Raw genomic sequence first — 25,764 nt, 5'->3', positions numbered from 1 at the left:
GTCAAATAAAAGCGTTTTTACGCTGATTATAAAAATGCAACTTTAGATCTTCGGCAGCGTCACACCATGCTGCCCTTGATATTTTCCACCTCGATCTTTGTATGAAGTTTCACAGACTTCATCTGACTCAAAAAATATTACTTGTGCGACACCTTCATCAGCATAGATTTTCGCGGGGAGTGGTGTTGTATTAGAGAACTCCAATGTGACATAGCCTTCCCACTCCGGTTCAAAAGGAGTGACGTTAACAATGATGCCGCAGCGAGCGTAGGTTGATTTGCCCAGACAAATGGTTAATACATTGCGCGGAATACGAAAATATTCGACGGTGCGCGCCAGAGCAAAGGAATTGGGTGGAATAATGCATACATCATTTTTGACATCAACAAATGAATTGGAGTCGAAATTCTTCGGATCGACAATCGTTGAGTTGATGTTGGTGAATAATTTAAATTCATCCGAACAGCGGATATCGTATCCATAGCTTGATGTGCCATAGGAAACAATACGTTGATTATCCTTTTGGCGAATCTGGTCGGGTTCGAATGGCTCAATCATGCCATATTCCAGCGCCATGCGGCGTATCCATTTGTCTGATTTAATCGTCATGTTTTAAGTGTTCCTAGTCATTTTCCATGATGATTTTGGTAAACAATTCCGAATGATCTTCGGCGCATTCGGCAACTTTAACGGCAACGCGCCGTGCAATCAAACGGTAGATTCCAGCTATTTCCCCAGCCGGTTCGGCAACGACGCTGGGTTTTCCTGCATCCGTATGTTCGCGGATTTTGATATCGAGTGGCAAAGCACCGAGAAATTCAACATTGTAGTCCCGGCACATTTTTTCGCCTCCGCCAGTGCCGAAAATAGGTTCGGTGTGTCCGCACTGCGAACAGGTATGCGTGCTCATATTTTCGACAATACCCAAAATCGGGATGCCCACTTTCTCAAACATTTTTAGACCTTTGCGAGCATCTAGTAAGGCGATATCTTGCGGCGTAGTGACAATCACCGCGCCGGTTACCGGTATTTTTTGCGCCAGCGTCAATTGAATATCACCTGTACCCGGCGGCAAATCAACAATTAAATAATCCAAGTCTTTCCAGTTGGTGTCGTTCAATAATTGCTGTAAAGCTTGTGTAACCATCGGGCCGCGCCAAACCATCGGGGTCTCGACGTCAATCAGCAAACCGATTGATATCGCCTGAATTCCGTGCGCCTGCATGGGTTCCATGGTTTTGCCATCAAACGATTCCGGATGCCCGGTTATGCCTAGCATTTGAGGTTGTGACGGTCCATAGATATCTGCATCCAAAATACCCACGGACGCGCCTTCCGCTACTAGCGCCAGAGCCAGGTTAACCGCTGTCGCCGACTTCCCGACACCACCCTTGCCGGATGCGACTGCGATGATATTTTTAACGCCGGGAATTAGTTTGACACCGCGTTGCACGCCATGCGGAATAATTTTGCTGTTGACCGTTACCTGGATATTTCCAATTCCGGGTATTGATCGTAAAGCTTCGATGATCTGGCTTTGTACCGTATCTTTAACGCTATTGGCGGGATAACCTAATTCGATGTCAATCGCGACATTGTTTTGATCAATCGCAATCGAATGCAGTGTTTTTGCGGCGATGTAATCTTTACCCGTGGTTGGATCAATAACCTGAGAAAGAATAGTTTGTATTTGTGGTTCAGAAATAGTCACTACAAAACTCCTTAATACTACCGGCTAGCGGTTAACAATTTAATAAAGGGATGGTAACAAATATCGGGAATGGACACACAGTTTGTTACAATTGGCGTTTATTCAATCCGAGCTGTGAATAGCGAATGAGCAAGCGAAAAATTCTGGTTACTTCTGCACTTCCATACGCCAACGGCAGTATCCATTTAGGTCATCTGGTGGAATATATTCAAACTGATATCTGGGTGCGATTTCAGAAAATGCGCGGACATGAGGTCTATTATGTGTGCGCCGATGATACGCATGGTACGCCGATTATGTTGCGCGCGGAAAAAGAAGGCATTACCCCGGAAGCTCTGATCGCGCGCGTTCATTCAGAACATTTGGGAGATTTTAACGGATTTCACATTCAATTTGACAACTATTACAGCACGCACTCAGCGGAAACCCGGCATTTTTCCGAAGACATCTACGCTAAACTAAAAACCGCTGGTTTAATTACTGTGCGTAGTATTGAGCAGCTATACGATCCGGTCAAAAATATGTTCCTGCCGGATCGATTTGTCAAAGGTGAATGCCCGAAGTGCAGCGCCAAAGACCAATACGGCGATTCGTGCGAAGTATGCGGCGCAGCGTATACACCGACTGAACTAAAGAATCCTTATTCTGCAGTATCCGGCGCAAAGCCGATCAGCAAATCCTCCGAACATTACTTCTTTAATTTATCTGATTCGCGTTGCGTTGATTTTTTACGACGCTGGGCTTGTGAGGGCGATCATTTACAGCCCGAAGCTGCCAATAAAATGCGCGAATGGGTTGGTGAAGTGGGGGAGAACAAGCTTTCGGATTGGGATATTTCACGTGATGCCCCCTATTTCGGTTTTGAAATTCCCGATGCGCCCGGTAAATATTTTTATGTCTGGCTTGATGCACCGGTGGGTTACATGGGCAGCTTCAAGAATTTATGCGAACGGGAAAAGATTCAGTTCGATAAGTTTTGGCAACCGCAATCCGAAACGGAACTGTATCACTTCATCGGTAAGGACATTTTATATTTCCATGCCTTATTCTGGCCCGCGATGCTGCAAAATGCTGGATACCGCACACCGACGAAGATCTTCGCGCACGGTTTTCTGACGGTAAATGGTGAAAAAATGAGCAAGTCGCGCGGCACGTTCATCACTGCGGAAAGTTATTTGAGACAGAGTTTGAATCCCGAATGGCTGCGTTACTACTACGCAGCCAAACTGAACAGTACATTGGAAGATATCGACTTGAATCTGGAAGATTTTGTCGCTCGCGTCAACTCTGATTTGGTTGGTAAGTTTATTAACATTGCAAGTCGTTGTGCGGGCTTTATCAGCAAACGATTCGAGGGCGGACTGGTTGATGGTACGCAGTATCAAATTCTGCAGCAGATGGTGAATGAGCGTTTTGCCGCATGGAGACCGGATGTTATTGAACACGCATTTGAAGCACGTGAATATTCTGCCGCCATTCGCCAAATCATGAAATTTGCTGACGAAGCAAACGAAATGATTCACCAACTTGCACCATGGGAAATCGCCAAAAATCCCGATCGTAATGATGATTTGCAACGTACTTGCAGTCTTGGCGTTCAATTGTTTTATTTGCTATCGCGCTACCTGAAACCAATCCTGCCGGCCACTGCGCAACAAATAGAAGCTTTTCTTAATTGCGCACCTTTGACCTGGCCGCAGTTGCGCGACGATCAACCGGTTTCCGATTTATTGCTGCCTGCGGGCCATAAGATCAATACTTACCAGCATTTGATGATACGCATCGATACCAAGCAAATCGATGCATTAATTGCCGCCAACACGCAGAGTTTGGCGCCTACAGTGCAAGATGCACCGATAAAGCATGCGGAGAAGCAACAACATGCAGTTGCGCCGCTTGCCGAAATCATTTCCATCGATGACTTCAGTAAAATTGATTTGCGTATCGCTAAAATTGTCAATGCGGAACACGTGCCAGGCGCGGAAAAATTATTGAAGCTAACGCTCGATATTGGCGGCGAGCAACGTGTGGTTTTTGCCGGTATTAAATCCGCTTACGATCCGCAGCTGCTTAAAGGACGGCTCACCGTGATGGTGGCTAATCTCGCGCCGCGGCAAATGAAATTCGGTTTATCGGAAGGCATGGTGTTGGCTGCAGGCGGAGGTAACCCAGGAGAATTATTCATTTTATCACCTGATACCGGCGCACAACCGGGCATGCGGGTTAAGTAGTTGCATCGTGTATGGATTTGATTACTAAACAAATTAGACAGTTGGAACTTAAATTATTGCAAAGTGATCTGATAGCGCATCCTGGTTTGATCGACGAATTGCTGGCGGAGAGTTTTGAAGAAATTGATAGTAACGGAGAAACTCATACCAGGGATGATGTGATTGACTGGTTGTTGCACAAGGATAAACACATTCAATGGAGCTTCAAGGATTTTCGCATTAAAACATTGACCAACGATGTCGTGCTGGCGGTTTATTCGTTGCACAAACCGGATCAACCGAGCATCGATTACACAGGATCCATCAGAACTTCAATTTGGCAGTACCAGAAAAACCAATGGAAAATGGTTTTTCACCAAGCATCCCGAAGAAGTTAACTTCTCGAACGACAGGAGCAGTCCGTGGAACTCAACGCAGAGCAGCAATTCAACGACATCCAGAGCAATCTCACAACCGTCAAGCAACGTATCGTCGATGCTTGCAAGAAAGCGGGACGTGATCCCGCCAGCGTGCGGCTGCTGCCGGTTACCAAAACCGTGCCTGCTGAAAGGCTACGTATTGCCTACGCCGCAGGTTGCCATGAAATGGGTGAAAACAAAATTCAGGAAGCGCGCGAGAAATCCGAGGTACTAAGCGACTTAAACATCAAATGGGCGGTCATCGGTCACTTGCAAACCAATAAAGCCAAGTATTTGGCCCGCTTTGCTAATGAATTCCAAGCACTTGATAGTCTTAAAGTTGCCGAAGAACTCGACAAACGCTTACAAAATGAGGGACGGTCGATCGATGTTTATGTACAAGTCAACAGTTCCGGCGAGGCCAGTAAATTTGGCCTTTCTCCCGAAGGTGTGCGTGACTTCGTTCAACAACTGCCCAAATATTCGTCATTACGCATTAAAGGATTGATGACGCTGGCGATTTTTTCCTCGGATCATGACCGGGTGCGCGAGTGTTTCGTTAAAATGCGCGAAGTCCAGGCTATGCTGCGCCAGGAGGCGCCGGACGGATTGTCATTTGACGAATTGTCGATGGGCATGTCGGGAGATTATGAATTGGCGATTGAAGAAGGCGCGACTGTAGTACGGGTCGGGCAAGCGATATTCGGCAAGCGGCCGCTGCCTGATAGCCATTATTGGCCCGGGATGGGGTGACGTGAACAGACTCTAGCAGGTCATTGAAAAACTGATTGCATTGCCGCTTCTCACAAAATGGTGTTGATGTTGTGCAGCGGTGTGAGTAACAGCCCCGAAACACCATAAACCATCGGATACCCCATGTGCAGTAGAAGCCAGACATTTGGTCGACCACTGCCTAAGCGCCTCATGTGTAAACCCGCCACAGGCGTTAAGCACATAAAATGTGGCTTGCCTTTGTTGTTTGTCTGTATCGCTGCTACAAATGGCGTTTTACCTGCAGCGCCTCGGCCGCGCTTTCCTTGCTTCTTGCCTCCCAAATATGCATCATCAGTCTCTACGCGCCCATCCAGACAGCGTTGCTCTTCACGCAACAGCATGGTTTGCAACAACTTATGCTTGATCGACCACGCCGTTTGTAACTTACCCCCAACTGGCGCTAAAGTTTCAAAGCACTTACCGCATTCTTGCTTTGCGTCATCAAGTATAGTGCTCGCAATTGAGGAAAACTGATAGTCACGCTCAGGCATTCCCATAGCCTGCGACTATCTTGAAGCAAACAACGCTGACTTCATCGTTCCTCTCTGCCATATCGACGCAAAAAATCATGCAGTGACAGGTCAGCTTAAAACTGGATTTTATTCATCGCCATTGTGTTTTTCTTTGTATCTGTTGTACATTCCTCATAAGTTATAGATATCTCTGAGTAGTGTAACTGATCAGGTGATTCTTTGGTTTTATAGGGGGATCAAAACCCGTGTAACACATTGAAATTAATTATTTGTTCTATTTATAGACTTCTCAATAAAATCAAAATGGTTAAAACATCATTATTGTCCATAGTCATCCCTTGCTACAATGAGGAAGAAGTTATCGATGAGACAATAAAGCAATTAAAAGCTTTTTGCGCTGAACTCATTAATCTCGATGTCGAATTAATTTTTGTCGATGACGGTAGTCGCGATCACACTCGCGAGCTTCTTAAAAGCTATACTGCAAATGATTCTCGAATTAAGTTTATCGGTTTTGCACGTAACTTTGGCCATCAAATCGCAGTGACTGCCGGTATTGATGTAGCTAGTGGTGACGCAGTTGTGCTGATTGATGCCGATCTTCAAGACCCCCCGGAAGTGATTCACGAAATGATTACCAAGTGGCATGAAGGCTATGATGTAGTCTATGGTACACGTATCGAGCGTCCCGATGAATCTATCTTTAAGTTGGTGACCGCGCATGGCTTTTATCGTCTGTTGAATTGGCTCTCCGATACGCCAATACCTCTTGATACAGGTGATTTTAGATTGATGAGCCGAGCTGTTGCCGACACACTTCGAGCCATGCCGGAACAGGGGAGGTTTTTGCGTGGCATGGTAAGCTGGGTTGGTTTCAAACAGATTGCGCTACCTTACAAACGCGCCAAGCGATTTGCGGGTGAAACTAAATATTCGTTAAGGAAAATGCTTCATTTTGCTTCTGATGGAATTTTGTCATTCTCAACGAAGCCCTTGCAAATATCAATTGGATTAGGGTTATTCTCAGCGGGCCTTGCATTTTTAGGTATCCTATATGCTTTTACCGTTCGTATTTTTACCAATGCCTGGGTAGAGGGCTGGGCTGCATTGATGATTGCGATTCTTTTTATCGGTGGTGTACAACTCATTACTGTAGGCATTTTGGGTGAATATGTTGGTCGAATATATACCGAAATAAAGCAACGTCCTCTTTATATTATTTCAGAATATCAAGGCTTTGAAAAAGATGCTTTTAAGAAAAATCGTAGCCCAGTGATTCAGCATCGTTGACCTCGATGAAACCTGCTTCTGATGAGATTCTGCGTTACGCGACGGCAGGAATCATTAATACACTGGTTGGTTATGGCGTTTTTCTGTTAGCGTTGCGCTGGGTTGGCCTCAGCCCAGAACTATCTAATGCTATCGGATACGGTATTGGATTGTGCGTTGCTTTCACGCTAAATTGTTTATTTGTTTTCAAGAATGCGCAGCTATCTCTTGGAGCTGGTATCCGGTTCGCAATTGGTTTCGTTTTTGCTTTTGCGCTAAATCAGGCGATGCTATTTTATATGATGAGTGGATTCAAAGTCATTCCTGAGATAGCTCAGATTTTTGCAATGGCCACCTATACCTTGATTTTTTATCTGATAAATAAATACTTGGTTTGGAATTAACAGAAAGTTATATCCACTGGTTTGTACGTAAACAAGATTCCCGATGATGAAGAACATTTTATTTGATCAAGCACGATCAACCACTTTGCACTATCTAGATCGCTTACCGTCATTTATTAATCCACATACCACCCGTAATCTTGCGGCGATATTGTCGCTCATTCTATTATTTAGCGCTTATTACTTGCTGCCAGGCCTGAAAGTATTTGGACTTGATGAGGTTCATTATTATCCCAGTTTAAAATTTAAGCTAGTGGAAGAAGGTAGGTGGATAAATTTCATGCTGCACCATTGGTTACGGCAGATGCCACTAGTGACATACTCCCTGCTGTTCCTTTTTTGTTCGTGGGTAATACTATTTCGTATAGCAAGCAATTTTTCTCAAGACTCTCGATACGCGGTAATAATCGCATCCGTCTTGCTGATGGCCCCTTCTTTTGTACACCAAAGCCTTTGGCCAGCAACCCATTTCCCTACAGTCATCACGTTACTAATTTTGACTTGGCTGGCTGAAAGAGGAGTTTCCCATCGGGTAATCTATTTGCTGGGTGGTATTTTGTTATTTGGCATGATGCAGAATTATTACTTTATACTTCCTTTGCTTTTTTTGAGGAGGCTTGCTTCAGAGAACCAAGATATCGGAAAAATTGGAACATATTTATTCAGCCATTTCTTTTATTGGATTTTGGGTTCAATTGTAGGCTTTGTTCTAGCACTTGTTGCAATTTTCATTATTACAGGCCAGGTCGGAATTGCTCCAGCGGAATGGCGGCAAGCTATGCCTGTTCAGGATTTTCAGGGTCTCATTCGGAATGTGTTCTTTGTTATTCAGTGCCTCAAAGCTGAAGTTCTTCTGCTTCTCATGGATGGTACTAACAACAATCCCGTTTATCTCCTTGGATTGATGCTGCTCCTTGCTTTTCGTTTCCAATTCTGGCGTTCTGGCCTTCCTAAAGTCATCATTCTTTTAGCTGTAAGCATTTCTTTTTTTGTTTTTTCTATACCGCTGGCAGCGGCTATTGCTACTCGAAGCTTGGTGGCCCTGTCATCGGCGATGATTATTTTGCTGCTCGTATCAAGTCAGTTACGCCATAGAACTTATTGGTTGAGTGTCTTTTTGCTGCTATGGATGGGGAGTAATTTTTCGATCAATGCGCATTCGTATTTAAATGCGCATAAGACTGAAACAGAATTTATTTTGCAAAAAATTGTAAATGTGTTGCCCCAGCATCCTTCAAATTACAATGCATTGGCTATCTTTGGCAAGGTAGATGAAAAATATAAAGAAGCGAAGCTATTTAATGACGGGCCGTTTACGCGACCGATTGTTCTGGCTGCGGGTTTTGACAGTTTTTGGGAATGTAGAATGAGTGTTCCTAAGGAATGCGACGCACTCGGAGAAAAACTTAATATTTCATCGATAACCGCAAATAAAGCTGTTAAATTTGTTGGTATCAGTGAGGGCATTGCTGTAATTCTTCTTGGTAGCGAATAATTATCAGGATCAAATGTAATGGCAGCATAGATGATCAAAATAACTGTTTCAAGAAACGACAATACCGATTGACGATTATACCTCACTGCTGCCCCATTAATTTTCACAGCAAGGCCATCTTATTATTGTTGGGAGGATCACCTCGCATTAGAGCCATTAGATTACGTTATTTCAAATAAATCTCTTCGAGGCTCTTTATTGAAATTTTCTAATGTAAATCTGGGATCAATAGAACTATTGATTTATGATGAAGATTTATCCACAGACTGATACAGTTTACGGTGTTCTTCATTACAAAAAAATTGCTTTTTATCTTCGATTGCCTCATCCCGCGGTACAAGCAAGTTGCAGTGTGCGCACGGAACGAGTTCACCGGAATCGGAAGCTATAATTTTGTTATCCGATGTGGAGGACTGTTGTTTTGTTTTAGCCTCGTTCTTCTGTGATTCTTCAGTGGTATCAGTCCAGCTGGCTTGTTGATAATCTTGCCCCGATTCGTTATTTTTGAATCGAAGCGGTTCACCCAGGAAAATGTCTTTATAACTAACATAAATGGAAGTAAAAATGGTAGGGATCAAAATCACGAGTCCCACACCGTAAGGCATTATGCTGAGAATGGTAAGAAGGATGAGTGTAATGCCATACAATTGGAAAGGTATAAAGTTTCTTAGGCAAGCAAAAAAGCTTCTTTGCATGGCAACAATGGGTGGAATATTATGAAAAATCACCAATAGTGGAGAAAACCAGGATGCCATCATGAGTGGAATGGAAAGTACCAGCGTAAGCAGTGATGCTGTTAACATATTGCTCATGACGCCCATCAGTTCGCTTTCATCGACTCGCTTTCCGTATAGCAGCATGTCTGTCATTTGGGAACCTCCGACTAGGATGACTAAGCCAATAATCAGAATTTGCCCGATCAGATAGATACCGCCAATAGTGATTAATGGCACCGGATTGGTTTTGAAAGCCATAAATAAATGCGATATATCCAGCGGTTTGCCTTGTTGTTCCATGTCCTTGCAGCCTATCATGATACCGGCTAGAAAGACGGGTGAAATCAAGGTAAAAATAAATTTTCCCAGTAATGGTACTAATGACATGCTGATAGCGATCAACATCAAGGTAAAGCACACAAATACCCAAGCCAGTGGCGCTTTGCGGAATAGGTAGAAGCCACTTAAGATCCACTGCAATCCTTGTTTTGCGTTAACTTGATGAATTTCCATTAATGTTTCTCCAGTTGAATTCGATGAATAGGTTAAATGATGATTTATAGCCAGAGCTGCCGCAGTCTTATTGGATCCGAAGCATGATTTTCCAATATCTCCCGGAAATGCTCCGGGTCTTTGGCATGCGTTAATTCTCCTGGACGCGGCAAATGATAGTCGTATAGCCGGGAAACCCAGAAACGCAATGCACCTGCGCGCAGCATGACAGGCCAAGCATCGTGTTCGGCTGCGGTGAGCGGGCGAATATCATGATAGGCTTTCAGCAGAGAAAGTGTACAAGTTTCATCCAGTGCTTTCTTTTCAGTCATGCACCAGTCATTTACAGTAATGGCCACGTCGTATAAAAAAGCATCATTGCAGGCAAAATAAAAATCGATGACGCCGCCTATTACATGATCGGTAAACAAAATATTATCGCGAAATAAATCGGCATGGATAATCCCATTGGGTAATGGGATCTTTTGTTGCGTTAATTGGAAATCCAGTTCAGTCTTGAGTAAATGGTTTTCTGCATCAGATAAAAAAGGCTCGATTTCGGGCGTTCTGGCTTGCCACCATGTTAGTCCGCGCGGATTATTCATTTTTCCGTGGTAGGAACCTCCTGCCACATGCATTCTGGCTAGAACATTGCCGACTTCCGCGCACTGCACGGCGGTTGGATGAGTCACTGACTGCCCGGGTAAACATGTGACAATTGTTGCTGGCTTGCCGTTCAGTTCACCTAGTAATTCTCGATCCAGTCGCGGGATTGGTGCCGGGCATGGTATTTTATGCTGCGACAAATGCGCCATCAGATTGAGATAGTACGGTAGCTCATCACTGGTAAGTTTTTCAAACAGGGTTAAAACAAACTTGCCTTGCGTGGTGGTGACCCAGTAATTGGTATTCTCAATACCCGATGTGATGCCTTGCAAGTGGATGAGTTTTCCAAGTGCATAATCTTGTAACCAAATCGTGAGCTGGTTATCGGTAACAGGTGTGAAAACAGACATGAATTAGCGAAAGATAAAAGCAGGACAGTGGAAATAAGGAGCATTCATAGCATTATAGATACCGGCGTACTAATTATCATCAGAATCTTAATATTTCCCACATCGGCGGATTAACGTCAATACCGGCTTCACCTGCGTGGTCATGGTGGCTCCTGATAGGATTCTTTTTTAAGTAATAAGGTGGGCCGATACGCGGAATCACTTTGATCATCAGAAGCTCGCCGTTAACACGGTGCTCCTCAATAGTATCTTGGCCGCGCTTAATAATGGTAACTTCAGTTTCCAATTCAGGGTCTATCGGAATCTCAGGTAATGGTGGATAGTCGGCTTCAGGGGGCAGCTCAGGAACCTCGGGTAGAGGTATGAGGTTATCGGGGTGTTTGGTTTTTTTCGATTGCTGCGAATGCTCAGATTCTGCTATGACAGGCAGTATTAAGCAGAGTGATACAATCAAAATAAGTCGGTACAGGTACATGGGTGATTCCCGGCGGGTCAGGTTTTTTGTATTCTACCTAAAATCGCTGATGAGAGTTATAAATTGAGTTGAATTTCTCGTTCAGCAGCGGAGGGTTCAAATCCACTGGTTTCATAATACTGGAAAATTGCATTGACAACTTGTTCTGGTTCATCAATAACTTGGATAAGATTCATGTCGTCAGTTGAAATAAAACCTTCTGCAATCAACGTGTGTCGGAACCAATCGAGCAAGCCGAGCCAGAATTCTGAATAAACAAGGATAATAGGCATTTTCCGGGTTTTCTCCGTTTGCACCAGGGTTAACGCTTCCATGAGCTCATCGAGTGTTCCGAAGCCACCGGGGAGCACGACGTAAGCGGTGGCAAATTTAACAAACATATATTTGCGGGCAAAAAAATGCTGGAAAGTCTGGCTGATATCCTGAAAAGCGTTACGATGTTGTTCGTGTGGTAATTGGATGTTTAAGCCGATACTGGGTGATTTCCCGTAATAAGCTCCTTTATTTGCGGCTTCCATGATGCCTGGGCCACCCCCGGAAATTACCGCAAAGCCGGCATCAGAAAGTTGTTTAGCAATTTGCTCGGCTAATTTATAGTGTGGGTTGTTGGGATGGGTGCGCGCACTGCCAAAAATACTGACGGCGGGTTGAATGGTGTCAAGTCGTTCTGTTCCTTCCACAAATTCTGCCATAATTCCAAATAGGCGCCATGACTCTTTGGCTGACCAGGGTTTATCCACAGACAAGAGCGCGGTCGGTTTAGGTTTATCTTGTAAGCTCATAGGAAACTTGTAAATGAAAACAGTGTTGCTGGTTGATGGTTCATCTTATTTATACCGGGCTTATCATGCATTGCCTGACTTACGCAATCGTAATAATGAACCAACGGGCGCTATTCATGGCGTGCTCAATATGCTGCGACGTTTGCACAAGGATTACCAGGCGGATTATAGCGCGTGTGTGTTTGATGCAAAAGGTAAAACTTTCCGGGACAAGATCTATCCCGAGTATAAAGCGCATAGACCGCCTATGCCTTTGGATCTGGCTGCCCAGATTGAGCCCTTGCATGCCTGTATTCGTGCCATGGGCTGGCCGATGTTGATTATCGACGGAGTGGAGGCGGATGATGTTATTGGTACCTTGACGAAGCAGGCGATTGAAGCTGATATGCGTTGCATCATCTCGACCGGAGATAAAGATATTGCGCAATTGGTGAATCCGCATGTTTCATTGATCAATACGATGAATAACGAAGTATTGGATCAAGCGAATGTGCTAGCCAAGTTTGGCGTGCCATCGGAACGCATGTTAGATTACCTGATGCTGGTAGGCGATACGTCTGACAATGTTCCAGGCGTGCACAAAGTAGGACCCAAAACGGCTGTCAAATGGTTAACGCAATATGGATCATTAGATAACATTATTGTGCATGCCGATGAGATAAAAGGAACGGTAGGTGACAATTTACGCAATGCATTGGATTGGTTCGATACCGCACGACAATTAATTACCATCAAATGTGATGTAGATCTGCCGGTAAAAATTACGGATCTAGCGTTGCAACCTCAGGACACGGAGCAATTGGCTCGACTTTACGAGCAGTTGGATATGAGGGCATCGCTGCGCGAATTACGCCAGCAGGCGATTACTACAAATTCCAATCAATCGGGATTAGCCCATATGAGCGAAAGCCAAGCAGCAGCGGGTGATGATGGAAACGATAAAGCCGTTATTTGTCAGTCAGGAACTTATCACACGATCTATACGGATGCGGAATTGGATGATTGGTTAACGCGATTGGATGCTGCGCAGCTGGTATCGGTAGATACTGAAACAACCAGTTTGAATCCAATGCAGGCAAAACTGGTGGGTATTTCGTTTTGCATTGAAAGTCACCACGCAGCTTATCTTCCGTTGATGCATATTTATCCGGGGGTGTCGCAGCAACTTTCGTTTGATGGCGCATTAAATAAACTGAAGCCGTGGCTGGAAAATGCGACAAAACCCAAATTGGGGCAGAATCTAAAATACGACAAACATGTTTTCGCCAATCATGGTATTCAGTTGAATGGTATTGCTCACGATACGTTGTTGCAATCTTATGTGCTGGAATCTCATCGTCCACATAATATGGATAGTTTGGCGCTGCGTCATCTTGAAGTTAAAACTATCAGTTACGACGACGTCACCGGGAAAGGCGTCAAGCGCATCGGGTTTGACGAGGTGGAGATTGAAACCGCCACGCAGTATGCTGCCGAAGATGCGGATGTCACGTTGCGTCTGCATCAGATGCTATATCCTAGCATCCAAAGTAACGAGCAATTGAATCACATCTATCGTGAAATCGAAATGCCGATTCTAAATGTGTTATTTGAAATTGAGCGGAATGGTGTTTTATTGGACTATAAACTGCTGCAAAAGCAGAGTCACGAACTGGGTGAGAAATTACATGCGCTAGAACAACAAGCGTATATTATTTCAGGGCAGCCGTTCAATTTGAATTCGCCTAAGCAAATACAGGAAATTTTGTTTAACCAGCTTAAATTACCTGTTGTCAAAAAAACACCTACTGGCGTCCCTTCTACTGATGAAGATGTATTGCAACAACTTGCATTGGATTATCCATTGCCGAAGCTATTACTTAATTATCGTAGCCTGGCTAAATTGAAATCGACGTATACGGACAAATTGCCGCTGATGATAGATCAAAATACCGGGCGGGTGCATACTAATTATTCCCAAGCCGTCGCTGTGACCGGTCGCCTGGCCAGCTCGGATCCTAATCTGCAGAATATTCCGGTGCGTACCAGCGAGGGCCGTAGAATTCGTGAAGCGTTCATTGCTCCGGCAGGACACCAGATTATTTCCGCTGATTACTCCCAAATAGAATTACGCATCATGGCACATATTTCCCAAGACGAAGGCTTGTTAAAAGCATTTGCGGCGGGAGAAGATATCCATAGCGCAACAGCTGCAGAAATTCTGGGAATACCGCTGAATCAGGTTGATCAAGAGCAGCGCCGCTACGCTAAGGTGATTAATTTTGGCTTGATTTATGGGATGTCTGAATTTGGTTTGGCGACGCAATTGGGTATTGAGCGCAGTGCTGCTCGTGCTTATATGGAGCGTTATTTTGCTCGGTATCCGAGAGTGGAAGGCTATATGCAGCAGATCCGTGAGAAAGCCAGGCGGTTGGGCTATGTTGAAACTGTATTGGGACGCCGACTATGGTTGCCCGAGATTAACAATGCCAACGGCAATCGGCGGCAAGGGGCGGAGCGGGCTGCCATTAATGCGCCCATGCAGGGAACCGCCGCCGATATTATCAAGCTGGCAATGGTCGCGGTAAGCAATTGGCTACACAAGAAGAAATTACGCAGTAAATTGATTATGCAAGTACACGATGAACTGGTTCTGGAAGTTCCAAATGATGAGGTTGCATTAATGAAATCTAGCTTGGCGGAATATATGGGCAATGTCTTGCAGCTTGATGTTCCATTAGTGATCGAGATTGGAGTCGGAGACAATTGGGAACAGGCGCATTAAGTTATATATATGCTTGTAAAATGTGCAGGTATTTAATCGCGTGTTTCAATTTGCGTTAACGGCTCAGCGGGCGCATCGATGATTTGCCTGGTTTTTCTTCTGGGTTGTTTAGGAGTAATGATTTCTTCGGCTACCATTTCAACTTTCTCGGGTGGTGTTTCTATCATGACGAGACCACTTTTCGTAAAATCTGGAAGCTCTCTAGTCACACTGGGCTCAGGTTGTTGATGTGCAACTGGTGGTTCATCCAAGCGATTATTATTGCTGGTCGTTTCAGATTCGTCAGTAGGGGGTTTTGCAACTGCTTTTCTCACAGATTGCTTCTTAGCGGGTTCAATTACCGGAGGCTCGCTGATCGGGTCTGATGATGCCTCAATATTTGGCGCAGGATCTGTTGAGTAAGCCTCATGAGTCGATGTATTATCCGGAGATGCCTGATCTTCAATCAAAGTCTTAGTGCGTGCAGATTGATCGCGATTTTTATTTCCGCGATGTCGACGTGTACGTTTACGCTCCCCAGTTTTTATATCTGCGCTGTCATGGTTTTCTTTTTCACTAATGAGAGCACTGTCTGACAGTGATTTTTCTTCAAGATCTGAGTCAGATTGTTGAGAAGGTTTGTTGCTGACACTTGTTCGCTCTGCAGAGCGTTCAAGTGGATAGTCATGTTCCGCTGGGATAGCATACTCTGCTGGCGTTGCAGCGATACTAGAATCTATCGACTCGATTGGTTTAGATCGCTTGTGCACAGAGGCATCTTTATTGCGCTCATTGCGGTTTCTTCCGCGTCGCCCTCTCGAGCGAGTGCGTTCTTGAGACGACTTGTTTTTATCAGCGTCAGTCTGTTGTTTTTTTTCAAGATCGGTTTTGGTTTCTTCGTTTTTGATGGGTTTAAACCAACCGAAGAATTTATCCAGCAGCGAAGTGTCGCGTGATTTATCTTCGCGCAAGGGCGCGGGCAAGGCAGGTGTGATACCTTGAACAGCTGCTTGCGGACGGGCAGGTTTATTTTTTTGTTCGGAAATTACTAGGTTGTTATCTTCAGTATTTTTCTCCACCATTTTATAACTCACTACCATTTCATTTGACTTGATGTCCTCTTGGCGTAAGCGAGTTATATTATAGTTAGGCGTTTCGATATGAATGTTTGGGATCAGAATAATATTGATCCTTTGACGTATTTCTATATCATAAATTTCTGCGCGTTTTTCGTTCAGTAAGAAAGTAGCTACATCAACCGGTAGTTGGACATGTAACGCATTGGTATTTTCTTTCATCGCCTCTTCTTGGATGATTCTCAGTATATGCAGCGCGGAAGAATCAGTTCCACGAATGAATCCAGTGCCTTGGCACCGCGTACATGGAATGTAATTACTTTCGCCTAACGAAGGGCGTAAGCGTTGGCGAGATAATTCCAGCAATCCAAAACGGGAGATTTTTCCAACCTGAATACGTGCGCGGTCTTGCCGCAATGCTTCGTGCAATCGTGCTTCAACTTCACGTTGATTACGCTGTACATCCATATCGATAAAATCGATAACAATTAATCCACCTAAATCCCGTAATCGCAATTGGCGAGCAATTTCATCGGCTGCTTCGAGATTGGTATTGAGCGCGGTATGCTCGATATCCAAGCCGCGGATTGCGCGCGCTGAATTAACATCAACGGAAACCAATGCTTCAGTGTGGTCGATAACAATCGCACCGCCTGAAGGAAGAGAAACCTGCCTGGAGTAAGCTGTTTCTATCTGATGTTCAATTTGGAAGCGTGAAAATAATGGTACATCATCGTGATAAAATTTAAGCCGATCCACATTCGCTGGCATAACGTGTGCCATAAATTGGCTGGCTTGTTCATAAATATCACGGCTGTCAATTAGAATTTCACCAATCTCTTGGCTAAAATAATCACGAATTGCGCGGATGACTAAGCTGCTTTCCTGATAAATCAGGAAAACGCCATCTTGATTGTTGGCAGCTTCTTCAATGGCATACCAAAGTTGTGTCAGGTAATTCAAGTCCCATTGTAGTTCTTCCCCGCTGCGGCCGATTCCAGCAGTTCTGGCGATAATGCTCATGCCTGTAGGAATTTCAAGTTTTGCTATGACTTCGCGCAAATCATTGCGCTCTTCGCCTGTGATGCGCCGCGACACGCCACCACTATTGGAATTATTGGGTATCAAGACCAAATACCGGCCAGCCAGAGAAATATAAGTGGTTAATGCAGCCCCTTTATTTCCACGTTCATCTTTGTCAACTTGAACGATTAGTTCTTGTCCTTCTTGTAGAAGATCTTGGATTCGCGCATTGGGCGTGCTACTTTCAGCAAAACACGAGGAGGCAATTTCTTTAAATGGCAGGAAGCCGTGTCGCTCACAGCCATAATCAACAAACGCGGCTTCCAGACTTGGTTCTATGCGTGTTATAACAGCTTTATAGATATTACTTTTGCGTTGTTCTTTACTTACAGATTCTATATCGAGGTCAACCAGCGTTTGACCGTTTACTATCGCAACACGCAACTCTTCAGGCTGTGTTGCATTAAATAACATTCGTTTCATTTACAAACCTTACGTGTTTTATTTATCCATACACTATCCACAATTTGTCGAGTGGATAGATTTTTTCGGTATACGTAGTTGTAATGACGAGGCTTAGGTTTATTGCTTGTATAACAGAAAATATTTATCAATTAGGTATTTCTTTTTTATTAATTTATTTAATATGTAATATGCTGATTTGCTTTGTAAAAATATTTTATAGTTATAATTTTAAGCGCAACAACAATTATGAGTACTTCGCAAGTTGTTTAAGGTATCAGATTTTACATAAAGTTCCAAATATTGCTTTGTTTAAAGTAAATTTTTAGTTAATCTAAAAGCAAACGGATTCGATTGAATACTGAGTGAATTCAAGATTCGTATTTTGTCACAAATGCTTTAATCTCTTTTGGGTTTTATTCCTCCCCGCTTGCAGCGGGATGCTTTATTTTTTACAGAAAGAGTTTAAGAAAGGACGGATTCAAGGAATAAGTAGTCGCCTTATGATTCTCCTTCCCCCGCGCTTATAATAATATTATATCCGGTATTTCATTAAATCAAATACATATTAATAAAATGCAATCTATTACATTAATAACCAAAGAGTGCGTTCAAGAAGATGGGAATGATCAGCGGATTGATAATTTTTTATTCAAACGATTTAGGACGGTACCCAAAAATCATTTGTATCAATTGATAAGAAGCGGTCAAGTGCGCGTTAACGGAAAGCGAATAAATGCAAGCTATCGCTTGCAATTAGGCGATATGGTGCGAATTCCGCCAGTTAAGATAGAAACAAAAGATGCTTTCAATCGAACTGCAATTACTCGTGCAAATTTTTTCTCTTTTACTACTTTATATGAAGATGATGCGGTGCTGGTTATTGACAAGCCAAGCGGGATGGCTGTTCATGGCGGAAGTAACATCAGCTTTGGCGTGATCGAGCAACTACGTGCGCAAAATCCATCATGGAAATTTCTAGAACTGGTGCATCGTTTAGATCGGGAAACTTCGGGTGTATTGTTACTGGCAAAGAAACGCAACGCATTGGTCGAATTACATCGACAAATCCGCGAAGGCTTAGTGGAGAAACACTATCTGGTTTTGGTCAAAGGTAAATGGCAAAACGCGAAGCAGCATGTAAAGCTGGCGCTTGACAAATATGTAACAGCAAGTGGTGAGCGGCGCGTGGCGATAGCCAGCAATGCTCACCCTAGCAGCAAACCGATGTCTGCTCACTCGATATTTAAGCTAGATAAATCTTGGGGCGATTTCAGTTTATTAGATGCAGAAATAAAAACGGGACGCACACATCAAATTCGTGTTCATCTCGCGTATATAGGTTTTCCTATCCTTGGGGATGATAAATATGGTAATTTTGAGGTCAACAAGCAGCTCGCTAAAGCTGAAATTGGTGGGAGAAGCAAGCTGACGCGTATGTTTTTGCATGCTCATTCGCTACAAATCACACATCCCGTCTCAGGACAACGTATTAATCTACATTCGCCTTTATCCAGTGATTTGCAGAAATTTATTGACGGTCTGGATAAGCTTTAACTGCTTAGTTTATGTTCTTATGAAGTTGCGATGATACAATGTGCAATTAGTCAGGATTGGTGGCGACCTGTTCGGTTTTAAACATGGTTTGCAAGACTTCCCAGACATTTTCTGCAATTTTTTTCTGTGCGACTTCGGTCGGATGTATTCCATCAGCTTGGAAGAATTCGTGTTTATCGCCAAAGCCAGCCAGTAGAAATGGAATTAAGTTGACTTGATAATTTTCAGCCAGTTGCGGAAAAATGGCTTGGAACTTTTGTGTATACGTCCTGCCATAATTGGGTGGCAACTGCATGCCGGCAAGCAAAACCAGTGCATTGTTTTGTTGGCATTCTTCTATAATGGCAGCCAGATTTTCATAAATGGATTTAATTGACGCACCGCGCAGACCGTCATTTCCGCCAAGTTCCAGAATCACAATCTCGGGGCGATGTATTTCAAGTGCTTGTCGAATTCGATTGCGTCCTCCCAGTGCCGTTTCGCCGCTGATACTTGCATTGATAATGTGATAGTCAGCATATTTTGACTGTAGTTGTTGTTCCAGCAACGTAACCCAGCCCGCTTCGGTCGGCATGCCATAATTGGCGGACAGGCTATCGCCAAAGACCATTATAGTTTTGGTCAGTGCGACTGCCGGAGCGCTGATAGTAAAAACAAAAATCAGAATAATCAGGAAATTTTTTTTCATGTTAGATAATCGTGTTGATCAACCCATTCTTTGGACTCATGCATTGACCAAACAGGTCAATACTGGCGATACACAACTTACAATATTGCAAGATATCGATTTGCAAGTAAACGCCGGTGAAGCTGTTGCAATTATAGGTGCATCTGGTTCGGGAAAGTCTACTTTATTAGGTTTACTGGCAGGATTGGATTTGCCAACTGCAGGGAAAGTTCATCTGGATGCGGTTGATATTTTTACGTTGGATGAAGATAGTCGCGCGGCTTTGCGCGGAAAAGTGCTAGGTTTTGTATTTCAATCCTTTCAATTATTACCAGCGTTAACGGCGCTTGAGAATGTGATGTTGCCTTTGGAACTTTCTCAACAGAATAAAGATGCCGGAACGATAGCACGGAGACTGTTGGAGCGCGTAGGGTTGGCCAAACGCCTGGATCATTATCCAAAACAATTGTCCGGAGGAGAGCAGCAGCGAGTTGCCATCGCACGTGCGTTTGCCACGGATCCTAAGTTATTGTTGGCCGATGAACCCACTGGAAATCTTGACTCGGCTACCGGTATACAGATCATTGATCTCATGTTTGAACTCAATCGTGAGCATGGTACGACATTGGTCCTGGTTACTCACGATGAAGCGTTGTCGCAGCGCTGCTCGCGCCAGATTCGTTTGGCGGATGGTAAATTGGTACAGTAGTTGCAGAAGCTTGGCATTATTGTTATTCATCCTATCTTTTCAGCACGTTGATAATTTTTTCTATGAGCCACTTTAAATTGTCTTTCCGTATGTTATGCCGAGACTGGCGTGCAGGTGAACTTAATGTTCTGGTGTTGGCATTGATTATTGCAGTTAGCGGTATGACCACGGTAGGTTTTTTTGCCGAGCGGGTAGAATTAGCCCTCACGCGTGAGAGCAATCAATTATTGGGCGCCGATTTATTGGTTATTTCGAGCCGGCCTTTGCCGGAGATCTATGCTGAAGAGGCCGGTCGATTGGGTTTAGCCATATCATCGTTAACTAAGTTTCCCAGTATGATCTCTGATGGTGAGAATAATTTACTCACGGAAATAAAAGCAGTAACTGAGGGATATCCATTACGTGGACGCATACATCTGGCTAGTCGGTCGTCAATGTTGCGTACTAAACAGCCAGAAATTACGACAGCAAACACAATTCCGCAACCGGGTACTATCTGGGTAGATGAAAAAGTCATGGCGCGACTCGATCTTAAAGCAAACGATATGGTCGATGTCGGAGCTGCCCAGCTAACTGTAACCGAGCTGGTTGTGCGTGAACCCGATCACTCGGTAGGGTTTATCAACATGGGCGCACGCGCCATGATCAACGCATCTGATTTATCAGAGACGGACTTGATTCAGGAAGGCAGTCGTGTTTCATATCAGTTGTTGGTAGCCGGTGAAGTAAAAATGGTGCAACAGTTCCGCGATTGGTTAAAACCTCAACTGACAAAGGCACAAAGAGTGGAAGGCATTCGCGATGCGCGTCCTGAGATTAAAGCCGCGTTGGAGCGTGCGGAAAAATTCTTAAGTCTAGCTGCATTGGCCAGTGTGGTTTTGGCGGCGGCAGCGATTGCATTGGCGGTGCGCCGGTTTACTCAGCGTCATTTGGATGGATGTGCAGTAATGCGTAGCCTAGGGGCCAGTCAGCGGCAACTGTTTTATCTTTATGGGCATTACTTTATTACCTTGGGTGTTATTGCCAGCACAATCGCCTGTTTAATAGGTTTTGCCGCACAGCAAATTCTGGCATCTTGGCTGATCGGTATCGTGGACACAGCCTTGCCTTGGCCAAGTTGGTTACCCGCGTTGCAAGGATTGCTGGTTGGCTTAGTGTTATTAGTGGGCTTTGCATTGCCGCCGGTGCTGAACTTGCGTAGCGTTCCGGCGTTGCGCGTGTTGCGTAGAGACATCGGTTTGTCCAATGCACATAGTTTGGCAGGTTATTTATTGGGATTAGTAACTTTATCGTTGTTGTTTATTTGGAAGGCGCAAGATATTAAGCTGGGGCTTTATATTGTGACGGGATTTGTTTCAGCGATTGTCATTTTTGGTTGCTTGGGTTGGTTGCTGATCAAAGTGCTTTCAGGTTTGCGTCATCAAGCTGGTGGCGCTTGGCGTTATGGTTTGGCCAGTATTCACCGTCGTGCGATTTCCAGCATATTGCAGGCCGTGGCTTTGGGGCTGGGGTTAATGTCATTGCTCGTGCTGACTTTGATTCAGAATGATCTGATTGACGATTGGCACGCTAGCTTACCTCCCGATGCGCCCAATCATTTCCTGGTGAACATACAAGCGGATGAAGTGCAATCGCTGCAAGAATTTTTTCAGCAATATGAGATAGAACCGCCGCCGATGTATCCGATGGTCAAGGGGCGATTGATCAAGATTAATGGTAAAAATATATCCCCGAAAAATTATGGGGATGATCCGCATGCTGAGAGGCATATTCGGCGTGAATTCAATTTAACTTGGGCAAGTGAACTTTCGTCGGATAATCAGATTGTTCAAGGGGCCTGGTGGAATGCCGACACCCATGAAGCCGAACTGTCGATTGAAGAAGGCATAGCCAAGACCATACGCGTTAAGCTGGGTGATGAACTGACTTATGATATTGCTGGCAGTCACTTTACAGCGAAGATCACCAGCGTGAGAAAAGTGGATTGGGATACTTTCCGGGCTAATTTCTTTGTTGTGGTGCCTCCAGGTCAGCTGGATAACTATCCCGCGAGCTTTGTCACCAGCTTTTATGTGCCGCCAGCAGAAATTGCCATGGTTCACGAGCTTGTCAGAACATTTCCGAGCATTCTGGTCGTCGATGTTGCCGTGGTTATCAATCAGGTGCAGCAAATGATTCAACAAGTGTCTCAAGCGGTTGAGTTTGTTTTCTTATTCACCTTGTTGGCAGGATTTGCTGTACTGTACGCGGCGATTGCCGCGACACAAGATGAGCGTATTTACGAAGCGGCTATTTTCAGGGCGCTGGGTGCCAGGCGAGAGCAATTGTCGCGCGCCTGGGCGGCCGAGTTTGCGATTCTGGGTGGATTGGCCGGATTATTTGCATCTGCTGGCGCCAGCGCGCTTGCTTATGTCATTAGCAAGCATGTTTTGCATTTCGACTACACATTTAATCCCTGGATCTGGGTGGTTGGTACATTAGCGGGTGTGATCGGTGTGTTGGTCGCAGGTTTGCTGGGGACACGCTCAGTACTATCCAGTCCACCGTTATTGACATTACGCAAGATTGGTTGAATCGATGTCCGATTGGCCAATTCAGAAACTTAAATCGCTGCCACCTCTAAGCTTATATGTTCATTTTCCATGGTGCCTGAAAAAATGTCCTTACTGTGATTTTAATTCACACGAAATTCGCGCAGAGGAAAGCCGGGTACCTGAGGAGGAATATGTCGCCGCGTTAATACGGGATCTTGAGTCCGCGCTTCAGCATGTTTGGGGGCGGCGACTCAGTAGCATATTTTTAGGGGGTGGCACGCCAAGTTTATTTAGTGCTCAAGCAATGGATCAAGTATTGACGGCAGTGCGTACGCTGCTACCGCTGGAACATTTCGCCGAAGTTACTCTGGAAGCTAACCCTGGAACGTTTGAAGCGCAAAAATTCGCTGATTTTCGTCAAGCGGGAATCAATCGCCTGTCAATCGGCATACAAAGCTTTAATCCGCAGCATCTGAAGGCATTAGGTCGTGTGCATGATGATCAGGAAGCGCATCGAGCCGTGGATATTGCGCTGAAGTATTTCGATAATATAAATCTCGACCTGATGTACGCACTACCTGGACAAAACTTGGAGCAAGCGCAGGCGGATATTGAAACAGCATGCTCTTACGGAGTCGCGCATATTTCAGCCTATCATTTAACGTTGGAACCGAATACGCTGTTTTACCGCTCCCCGCCTAAACTTCCCGATGATGAACAGGCAGCTGCGATGCAGGAAATGATCGAACAAATCACCTTGAGCCATCAGTACCGTAATTACGAAACTTCGGCATTTGCACGAGCAGGGAAGGAGTCGCGTCATAATATGAATTACTGGTTGTTTGGCGATTATTTGGGTATCGGCGCGGGTGCGCACAGTAAAATCAGTTTTGCCGATAAGATCGTGCGCCAAATGCGTTATAAACACCCCAAAGAATACCTAGCCAAAGCCCAAACGGGTGATTCATTAATTCCGACACAACAGGAATCGACTGTTGCAGATCGCAGCTTTGAGTTCATGATGAACGCGCTGCGACTCAGCGGCGGATTTGATACGCCGCTGTTTCAAGAACGCACCGGTTTGTCGCTTGCCGTCGTGCAGCAACAACTGGATGAAGCCGAACAGCGCGGTCTGCTGGTGCATGATCATCTGCGCATTAAACCTACTGTGCTAGGACGACGCTTTCTCAACGATCTGCTGCAAATCTTTTTACCCGAAAAATCTCCGTCGAATAATGCGCTAAAATCCCAGCCTTGAATTTGTTCGTGGGAGAGTAGGACTATGACGTATGTAAAACCGGAAGACGTCGTCGAGAACATGTTACAAGCAGGTGCCAAAAAGGCGAATCTTCCAGTCAAGCAATTGTTGATGCGAGGTTTTTTGGCGGGCGCTTTTCTCGGTTATGCCACCACATTGGCGATTTTAGCGGCGACGCAAACAGGTTGGGGCATTGCCGGCGCATTGGTGTTTCCGGTAGGTTTTGTCATGATCGTGCTGCTCGGATTGGAATTGGCCACTGGCAATTTCGCGTTAATTCCGATTGCTGTTAAAGACAGAAGAGCTCCGTTTAGCCGTTTGCTTATCAATTGGACCTGGGTGCTGATCGGCAACTTGATCGGCAGTGTCACATATGCGTATTTATATTGTGTTGTGGCAACCAAAATGGGAGTAATTGAGCCGGAAACCATTCCCGCATTGCAACGAACTATTGCGATTGCCGAGACTAAAACGCTCGAGTACGCTAAATTGGGTTTCGACGGCACGATCACGGCCTTTACCAGCGCAATATTATGTAACTGGATGGTGACGTTGGGTGCTGTGATGGCTTTCACCTCCAATACCACTGGCGGAAAAATCGCCGCCATGTGGTTGCCGATCATGACCTTTTTCGGTCTCGGCTATGAGCATGCTATCGTTAACATGTTCGTGATTCCTGCCGGGATTCTGCTGGGTGCGGATATCACCATCGCGGACTGGTGGTTGTGGAACGGATTGCCGGTGATTGCGGGTAATTTATTTGGCGGCATGCTATTTACCGGATTTATGTTGTATTGGAGTTATGGTAAAACGAGTCATCAAGACTAATCTAACCATTACTGTTAATTGCACGCTAGAGTCAATTCTTCTGATTTCATACTTAGGATTTAATAATGACACTCGATGATCATGCGAAATAACTTGGTGGATTAATGGGGAATTTCCAATCACTCGAATTTATGTTACGTTCGTTTCTGCAGAGATTACCAACAGCGCGTCCAATTGGAATTCTAGAAGGAAAAGACATCTATTCTTTTCCAGTTGGTGCTGAATTGCCTGTCAGTGAATTAACGAGCGCTGATTCGTTGGGTCCTCTGATCGATAAGTTTAATAAGGAAGTAAATAAGTACGACTTGGCTGGAATAGATAGAGAAATTGTTAAGATCCGAGATGCACTTGCACATGGAAGAATTTCCGCATGTGATCCCAGGGATAACTTGCGACTTCTTAAGCTTAGTCGACATAGAGACAATGAAAGCCAAGTGCGAGTGGAATTTAACGAAGCTATGACTGAAAGTTGGTTTGTTGATCAAAAGCGACGGGTGACTGATGCCATTCAGCTTGTTTCGGAAGCTATGAAAGTAATTTGTGGTGTTAAAGTGGAGCAGAAAAATGAAGTGATATAGTTTTTTATGCTCTTTGTATTTTAATAAAACAATAAGTAGTATTCGGTAAGCATTGTGACAATCCAGCTATTTACTTGTGTAACCATCTTTTAA

At 44.6% G+C, this 25,764-nt stretch carries 21 protein-coding genes and 1 pseudogene; 13 read left to right on the top strand and 9 right to left on the bottom strand.

Annotated elements, in window-relative coordinates; translation table 11 throughout:
- Positions 1-42: 42 nt before the first annotated feature.
- Both dcd and apbC read right to left on the bottom strand, forming a co-directional pair.
- A complete protein-coding gene (dcd, locus tag QZV86_RS02005; protein WP_295623607.1) occupies positions 43-609 on the bottom strand; it encodes a dCTP deaminase in 567 nt (188 codons plus the stop codon).
- Positions 610-622: 13 nt separating this feature from the next.
- Positions 623-1,711, bottom strand: coding sequence for an iron-sulfur cluster carrier protein ApbC (gene apbC / locus QZV86_RS02000; protein ID WP_295623606.1), 1,089 nt, complete (start codon positions 1,709-1,711; stop codon positions 623-625).
- A 125-nt stretch (positions 1,712-1,836) separates the two neighbouring features.
- Between apbC and metG the strand changes: the two genes are divergently transcribed.
- The 3 genes from metG to QZV86_RS01985 are packed head-to-tail and all read left to right on the top strand — an operon-like array spanning position 1,837 to position 5,093.
- Complete coding sequence (metG, locus tag QZV86_RS01995) at positions 1,837-3,942, top strand: methionine--tRNA ligase (protein ID WP_295623605.1); 2,106 nt, start codon at positions 1,837-1,839, stop codon at positions 3,940-3,942.
- An 11-nt stretch (positions 3,943-3,953) separates the two neighbouring features.
- Positions 3,954-4,319, top strand: coding sequence for a DUF4440 domain-containing protein (locus QZV86_RS01990; RefSeq protein ID WP_295623604.1), 366 nt, complete (start codon positions 3,954-3,956; stop codon positions 4,317-4,319).
- A gap of 24 nt (positions 4,320-4,343) precedes the next feature.
- Positions 4,344-5,093 (top strand): YggS family pyridoxal phosphate-dependent enzyme, encoded by a 750-nt coding sequence (locus QZV86_RS01985; RefSeq protein ID WP_295623603.1) that lies wholly within the window; start codon positions 4,344-4,346, stop codon positions 5,091-5,093.
- 224 nt (positions 5,094-5,317) lie between these two features.
- Here the strand turns inward: QZV86_RS01985 and QZV86_RS01980 are convergent.
- Positions 5,318-5,568 (bottom strand): annotated as a pseudogene (locus QZV86_RS01980) (IS1595 family transposase); the annotation flags it as partial.
- Positions 5,569-5,842: 274 nt separating this feature from the next.
- Here QZV86_RS01980 and QZV86_RS01975 point away from each other — a divergent pair.
- From QZV86_RS01975 to QZV86_RS01965, 3 genes are read left to right on the top strand one after another with little or no spacing between them, the layout of a single operon-like run.
- Positions 5,843-6,877 carry a glycosyltransferase family 2 protein gene (locus QZV86_RS01975; protein WP_295623602.1) on the top strand — a complete coding sequence of 345 codons (1,035 nt, stop codon included), beginning with the start codon at positions 5,843-5,845 and terminating at the stop codon, positions 6,875-6,877.
- Positions 6,878-6,882: 5 nt separating this feature from the next.
- A complete protein-coding gene (locus QZV86_RS01970) occupies positions 6,883-7,260 on the top strand; it encodes a GtrA family protein (protein WP_295623601.1) in 378 nt (125 codons plus the stop codon).
- Between the two features lie 43 nt (positions 7,261-7,303).
- Positions 7,304-8,755, top strand: a complete 1,452-nt coding sequence (locus QZV86_RS01965; protein ID WP_295623600.1) for a hypothetical protein — start codon at positions 7,304-7,306, stop codon at positions 8,753-8,755.
- A gap of 242 nt (positions 8,756-8,997) precedes the next feature.
- Here QZV86_RS01965 and QZV86_RS01960 read toward each other — a convergent pair whose 3' ends face one another.
- The 4 genes from QZV86_RS01960 to QZV86_RS01945 form a co-directional block, all read right to left on the bottom strand.
- Positions 8,998-9,984 carry a BPSS1780 family membrane protein gene (locus tag QZV86_RS01960; RefSeq protein ID WP_295623599.1) on the bottom strand — a complete coding sequence of 329 codons (987 nt, stop codon included), beginning with the start codon at positions 9,982-9,984 and terminating at the stop codon, positions 8,998-9,000.
- Positions 9,985-10,028: 44 nt separating this feature from the next.
- Positions 10,029-10,979 (bottom strand): homoserine kinase, encoded by a 951-nt coding sequence (locus QZV86_RS01955; RefSeq protein WP_295623598.1) that lies wholly within the window; start codon positions 10,977-10,979, stop codon positions 10,029-10,031.
- Between the two features lie 79 nt (positions 10,980-11,058).
- Positions 11,059-11,454, bottom strand: a complete 396-nt coding sequence (locus QZV86_RS01950) for a DUF2782 domain-containing protein (protein WP_295623597.1) — start codon at positions 11,452-11,454, stop codon at positions 11,059-11,061.
- 56 nt (positions 11,455-11,510) lie between these two features.
- Complete coding sequence (locus QZV86_RS01945) at positions 11,511-12,236, bottom strand: TIGR00730 family Rossman fold protein (RefSeq protein WP_295623596.1); 726 nt, start codon at positions 12,234-12,236, stop codon at positions 11,511-11,513.
- 13 nt (positions 12,237-12,249) lie between these two features.
- On the opposite strand from QZV86_RS01945, the gene polA reads away from it, so the two are divergent.
- Entirely contained in the window at positions 12,250-15,000 is a 2,751-nt protein-coding gene (gene polA / locus QZV86_RS01940) for a DNA polymerase I (protein WP_295623595.1), read from the top strand.
- 32 nt (positions 15,001-15,032) lie between these two features.
- Here polA and QZV86_RS01935 read toward each other — a convergent pair whose 3' ends face one another.
- Entirely contained in the window at positions 15,033-17,561 is a 2,529-nt protein-coding gene (locus QZV86_RS01935; RefSeq protein ID WP_295623594.1) for an Rne/Rng family ribonuclease, read from the bottom strand.
- A gap of 555 nt (positions 17,562-18,116) precedes the next feature.
- Between QZV86_RS01935 and QZV86_RS01930 the strand changes: the two genes are divergently transcribed.
- On the top strand, positions 18,117-19,097 hold the full coding sequence (locus tag QZV86_RS01930; RefSeq protein WP_295623593.1) for an RluA family pseudouridine synthase: 981 nt from the start codon (positions 18,117-18,119) through the stop codon (positions 19,095-19,097).
- A 46-nt stretch (positions 19,098-19,143) separates the two neighbouring features.
- On the opposite strand, the gene QZV86_RS01925 is transcribed toward QZV86_RS01930, so the two are convergent.
- Positions 19,144-19,785 carry an arylesterase gene (locus tag QZV86_RS01925; protein WP_295623592.1) on the bottom strand — a complete coding sequence of 214 codons (642 nt, stop codon included), beginning with the start codon at positions 19,783-19,785 and terminating at the stop codon, positions 19,144-19,146.
- On the opposite strand from QZV86_RS01925, the gene QZV86_RS01920 reads away from it, so the two are divergent.
- From QZV86_RS01920 to QZV86_RS01900, 5 genes are all read left to right on the top strand, one after another.
- Entirely contained in the window at positions 19,784-20,473 is a 690-nt protein-coding gene (locus QZV86_RS01920; protein WP_295623591.1) for an ABC transporter ATP-binding protein, read from the top strand. The two genes, QZV86_RS01925 and QZV86_RS01920, sit on opposite strands and share 2 nt — an antisense overlap.
- A gap of 62 nt (positions 20,474-20,535) precedes the next feature.
- Positions 20,536-23,046, top strand: a complete 2,511-nt coding sequence (locus tag QZV86_RS01915; protein WP_295623590.1) for an FtsX-like permease family protein — start codon at positions 20,536-20,538, stop codon at positions 23,044-23,046.
- A gap of 4 nt (positions 23,047-23,050) precedes the next feature.
- Positions 23,051-24,265 carry a radical SAM family heme chaperone HemW gene (gene hemW / locus QZV86_RS01910; RefSeq protein ID WP_295623589.1) on the top strand — a complete coding sequence of 405 codons (1,215 nt, stop codon included), beginning with the start codon at positions 23,051-23,053 and terminating at the stop codon, positions 24,263-24,265.
- Between the two features lie 24 nt (positions 24,266-24,289).
- Positions 24,290-25,093, top strand: a complete 804-nt coding sequence (locus tag QZV86_RS01905; protein ID WP_295623588.1) for a formate/nitrite transporter family protein — start codon at positions 24,290-24,292, stop codon at positions 25,091-25,093.
- A 131-nt stretch (positions 25,094-25,224) separates the two neighbouring features.
- Positions 25,225-25,671, top strand: coding sequence for a hypothetical protein (locus QZV86_RS01900; protein WP_295623587.1), 447 nt, complete (start codon positions 25,225-25,227; stop codon positions 25,669-25,671).
- The last annotated feature ends 93 nt before the right edge of the window (positions 25,672-25,764 follow it).

Origin of the sequence: uncultured Nitrosomonas sp., from assembly GCF_902826915.1 — a bacterium.
Lineage (GTDB): Bacteria > Pseudomonadota > Gammaproteobacteria > Burkholderiales > Nitrosomonadaceae > Nitrosomonas.
The sequence above is the reverse complement of the archived record's forward strand: the minus strand, read 5'-3'. Positions and strand labels throughout refer to the sequence as shown.

Coding starts and splice junctions, on each gene's coding strand:
- dcd (WP_295623607.1), bottom strand. CDS start 609: ATGACGATTAAATCAGACAAATGGATACGCCGCATGGCGCTGGAATAT.
- metG (WP_295623605.1), top strand. CDS start 1,837: ATGAGCAAGCGAAAAATTCTGGTTACTTCTGCACTTCCATACGCCAAC.
- QZV86_RS01990 (WP_295623604.1), top strand. CDS start 3,954: ATGGATTTGATTACTAAACAAATTAGACAGTTGGAACTTAAATTATTG.
- QZV86_RS01970 (WP_295623601.1), top strand. CDS start 6,883: ATGAAACCTGCTTCTGATGAGATTCTGCGTTACGCGACGGCAGGAATC.
- QZV86_RS01965 (WP_295623600.1), top strand. CDS start 7,304: ATGATGAAGAACATTTTATTTGATCAAGCACGATCAACCACTTTGCAC.
- QZV86_RS01960 (WP_295623599.1), bottom strand. CDS start 9,984: ATGGAAATTCATCAAGTTAACGCAAAACAAGGATTGCAGTGGATCTTA.
- QZV86_RS01955 (WP_295623598.1), bottom strand. CDS start 10,979: ATGTCTGTTTTCACACCTGTTACCGATAACCAGCTCACGATTTGGTTA.
- QZV86_RS01950 (WP_295623597.1), bottom strand. CDS start 11,454: ATGTACCTGTACCGACTTATTTTGATTGTATCACTCTGCTTAATACTG.
- QZV86_RS01945 (WP_295623596.1), bottom strand. CDS start 12,236: ATGAGCTTACAAGATAAACCTAAACCGACCGCGCTCTTGTCTGTGGAT.
- polA (WP_295623595.1), top strand. CDS start 12,250: ATGAAAACAGTGTTGCTGGTTGATGGTTCATCTTATTTATACCGGGCT.
- QZV86_RS01935 (WP_295623594.1), bottom strand. CDS start 17,561: ATGAAACGAATGTTATTTAATGCAACACAGCCTGAAGAGTTGCGTGTT.
- QZV86_RS01930 (WP_295623593.1), top strand. CDS start 18,117: ATGCAATCTATTACATTAATAACCAAAGAGTGCGTTCAAGAAGATGGG.
- QZV86_RS01920 (WP_295623591.1), top strand. CDS start 19,784: ATGTTAGATAATCGTGTTGATCAACCCATTCTTTGGACTCATGCATTG.
- QZV86_RS01925 (WP_295623592.1), bottom strand. CDS start 19,785: ATGAAAAAAAATTTCCTGATTATTCTGATTTTTGTTTTTACTATCAGC.
- QZV86_RS01915 (WP_295623590.1), top strand. CDS start 20,536: ATGAGCCACTTTAAATTGTCTTTCCGTATGTTATGCCGAGACTGGCGT.
- hemW (WP_295623589.1), top strand. CDS start 23,051: ATGTCCGATTGGCCAATTCAGAAACTTAAATCGCTGCCACCTCTAAGC.
- QZV86_RS01905 (WP_295623588.1), top strand. CDS start 24,290: ATGACGTATGTAAAACCGGAAGACGTCGTCGAGAACATGTTACAAGCA.
- QZV86_RS01900 (WP_295623587.1), top strand. CDS start 25,225: ATGTTACGTTCGTTTCTGCAGAGATTACCAACAGCGCGTCCAATTGGA.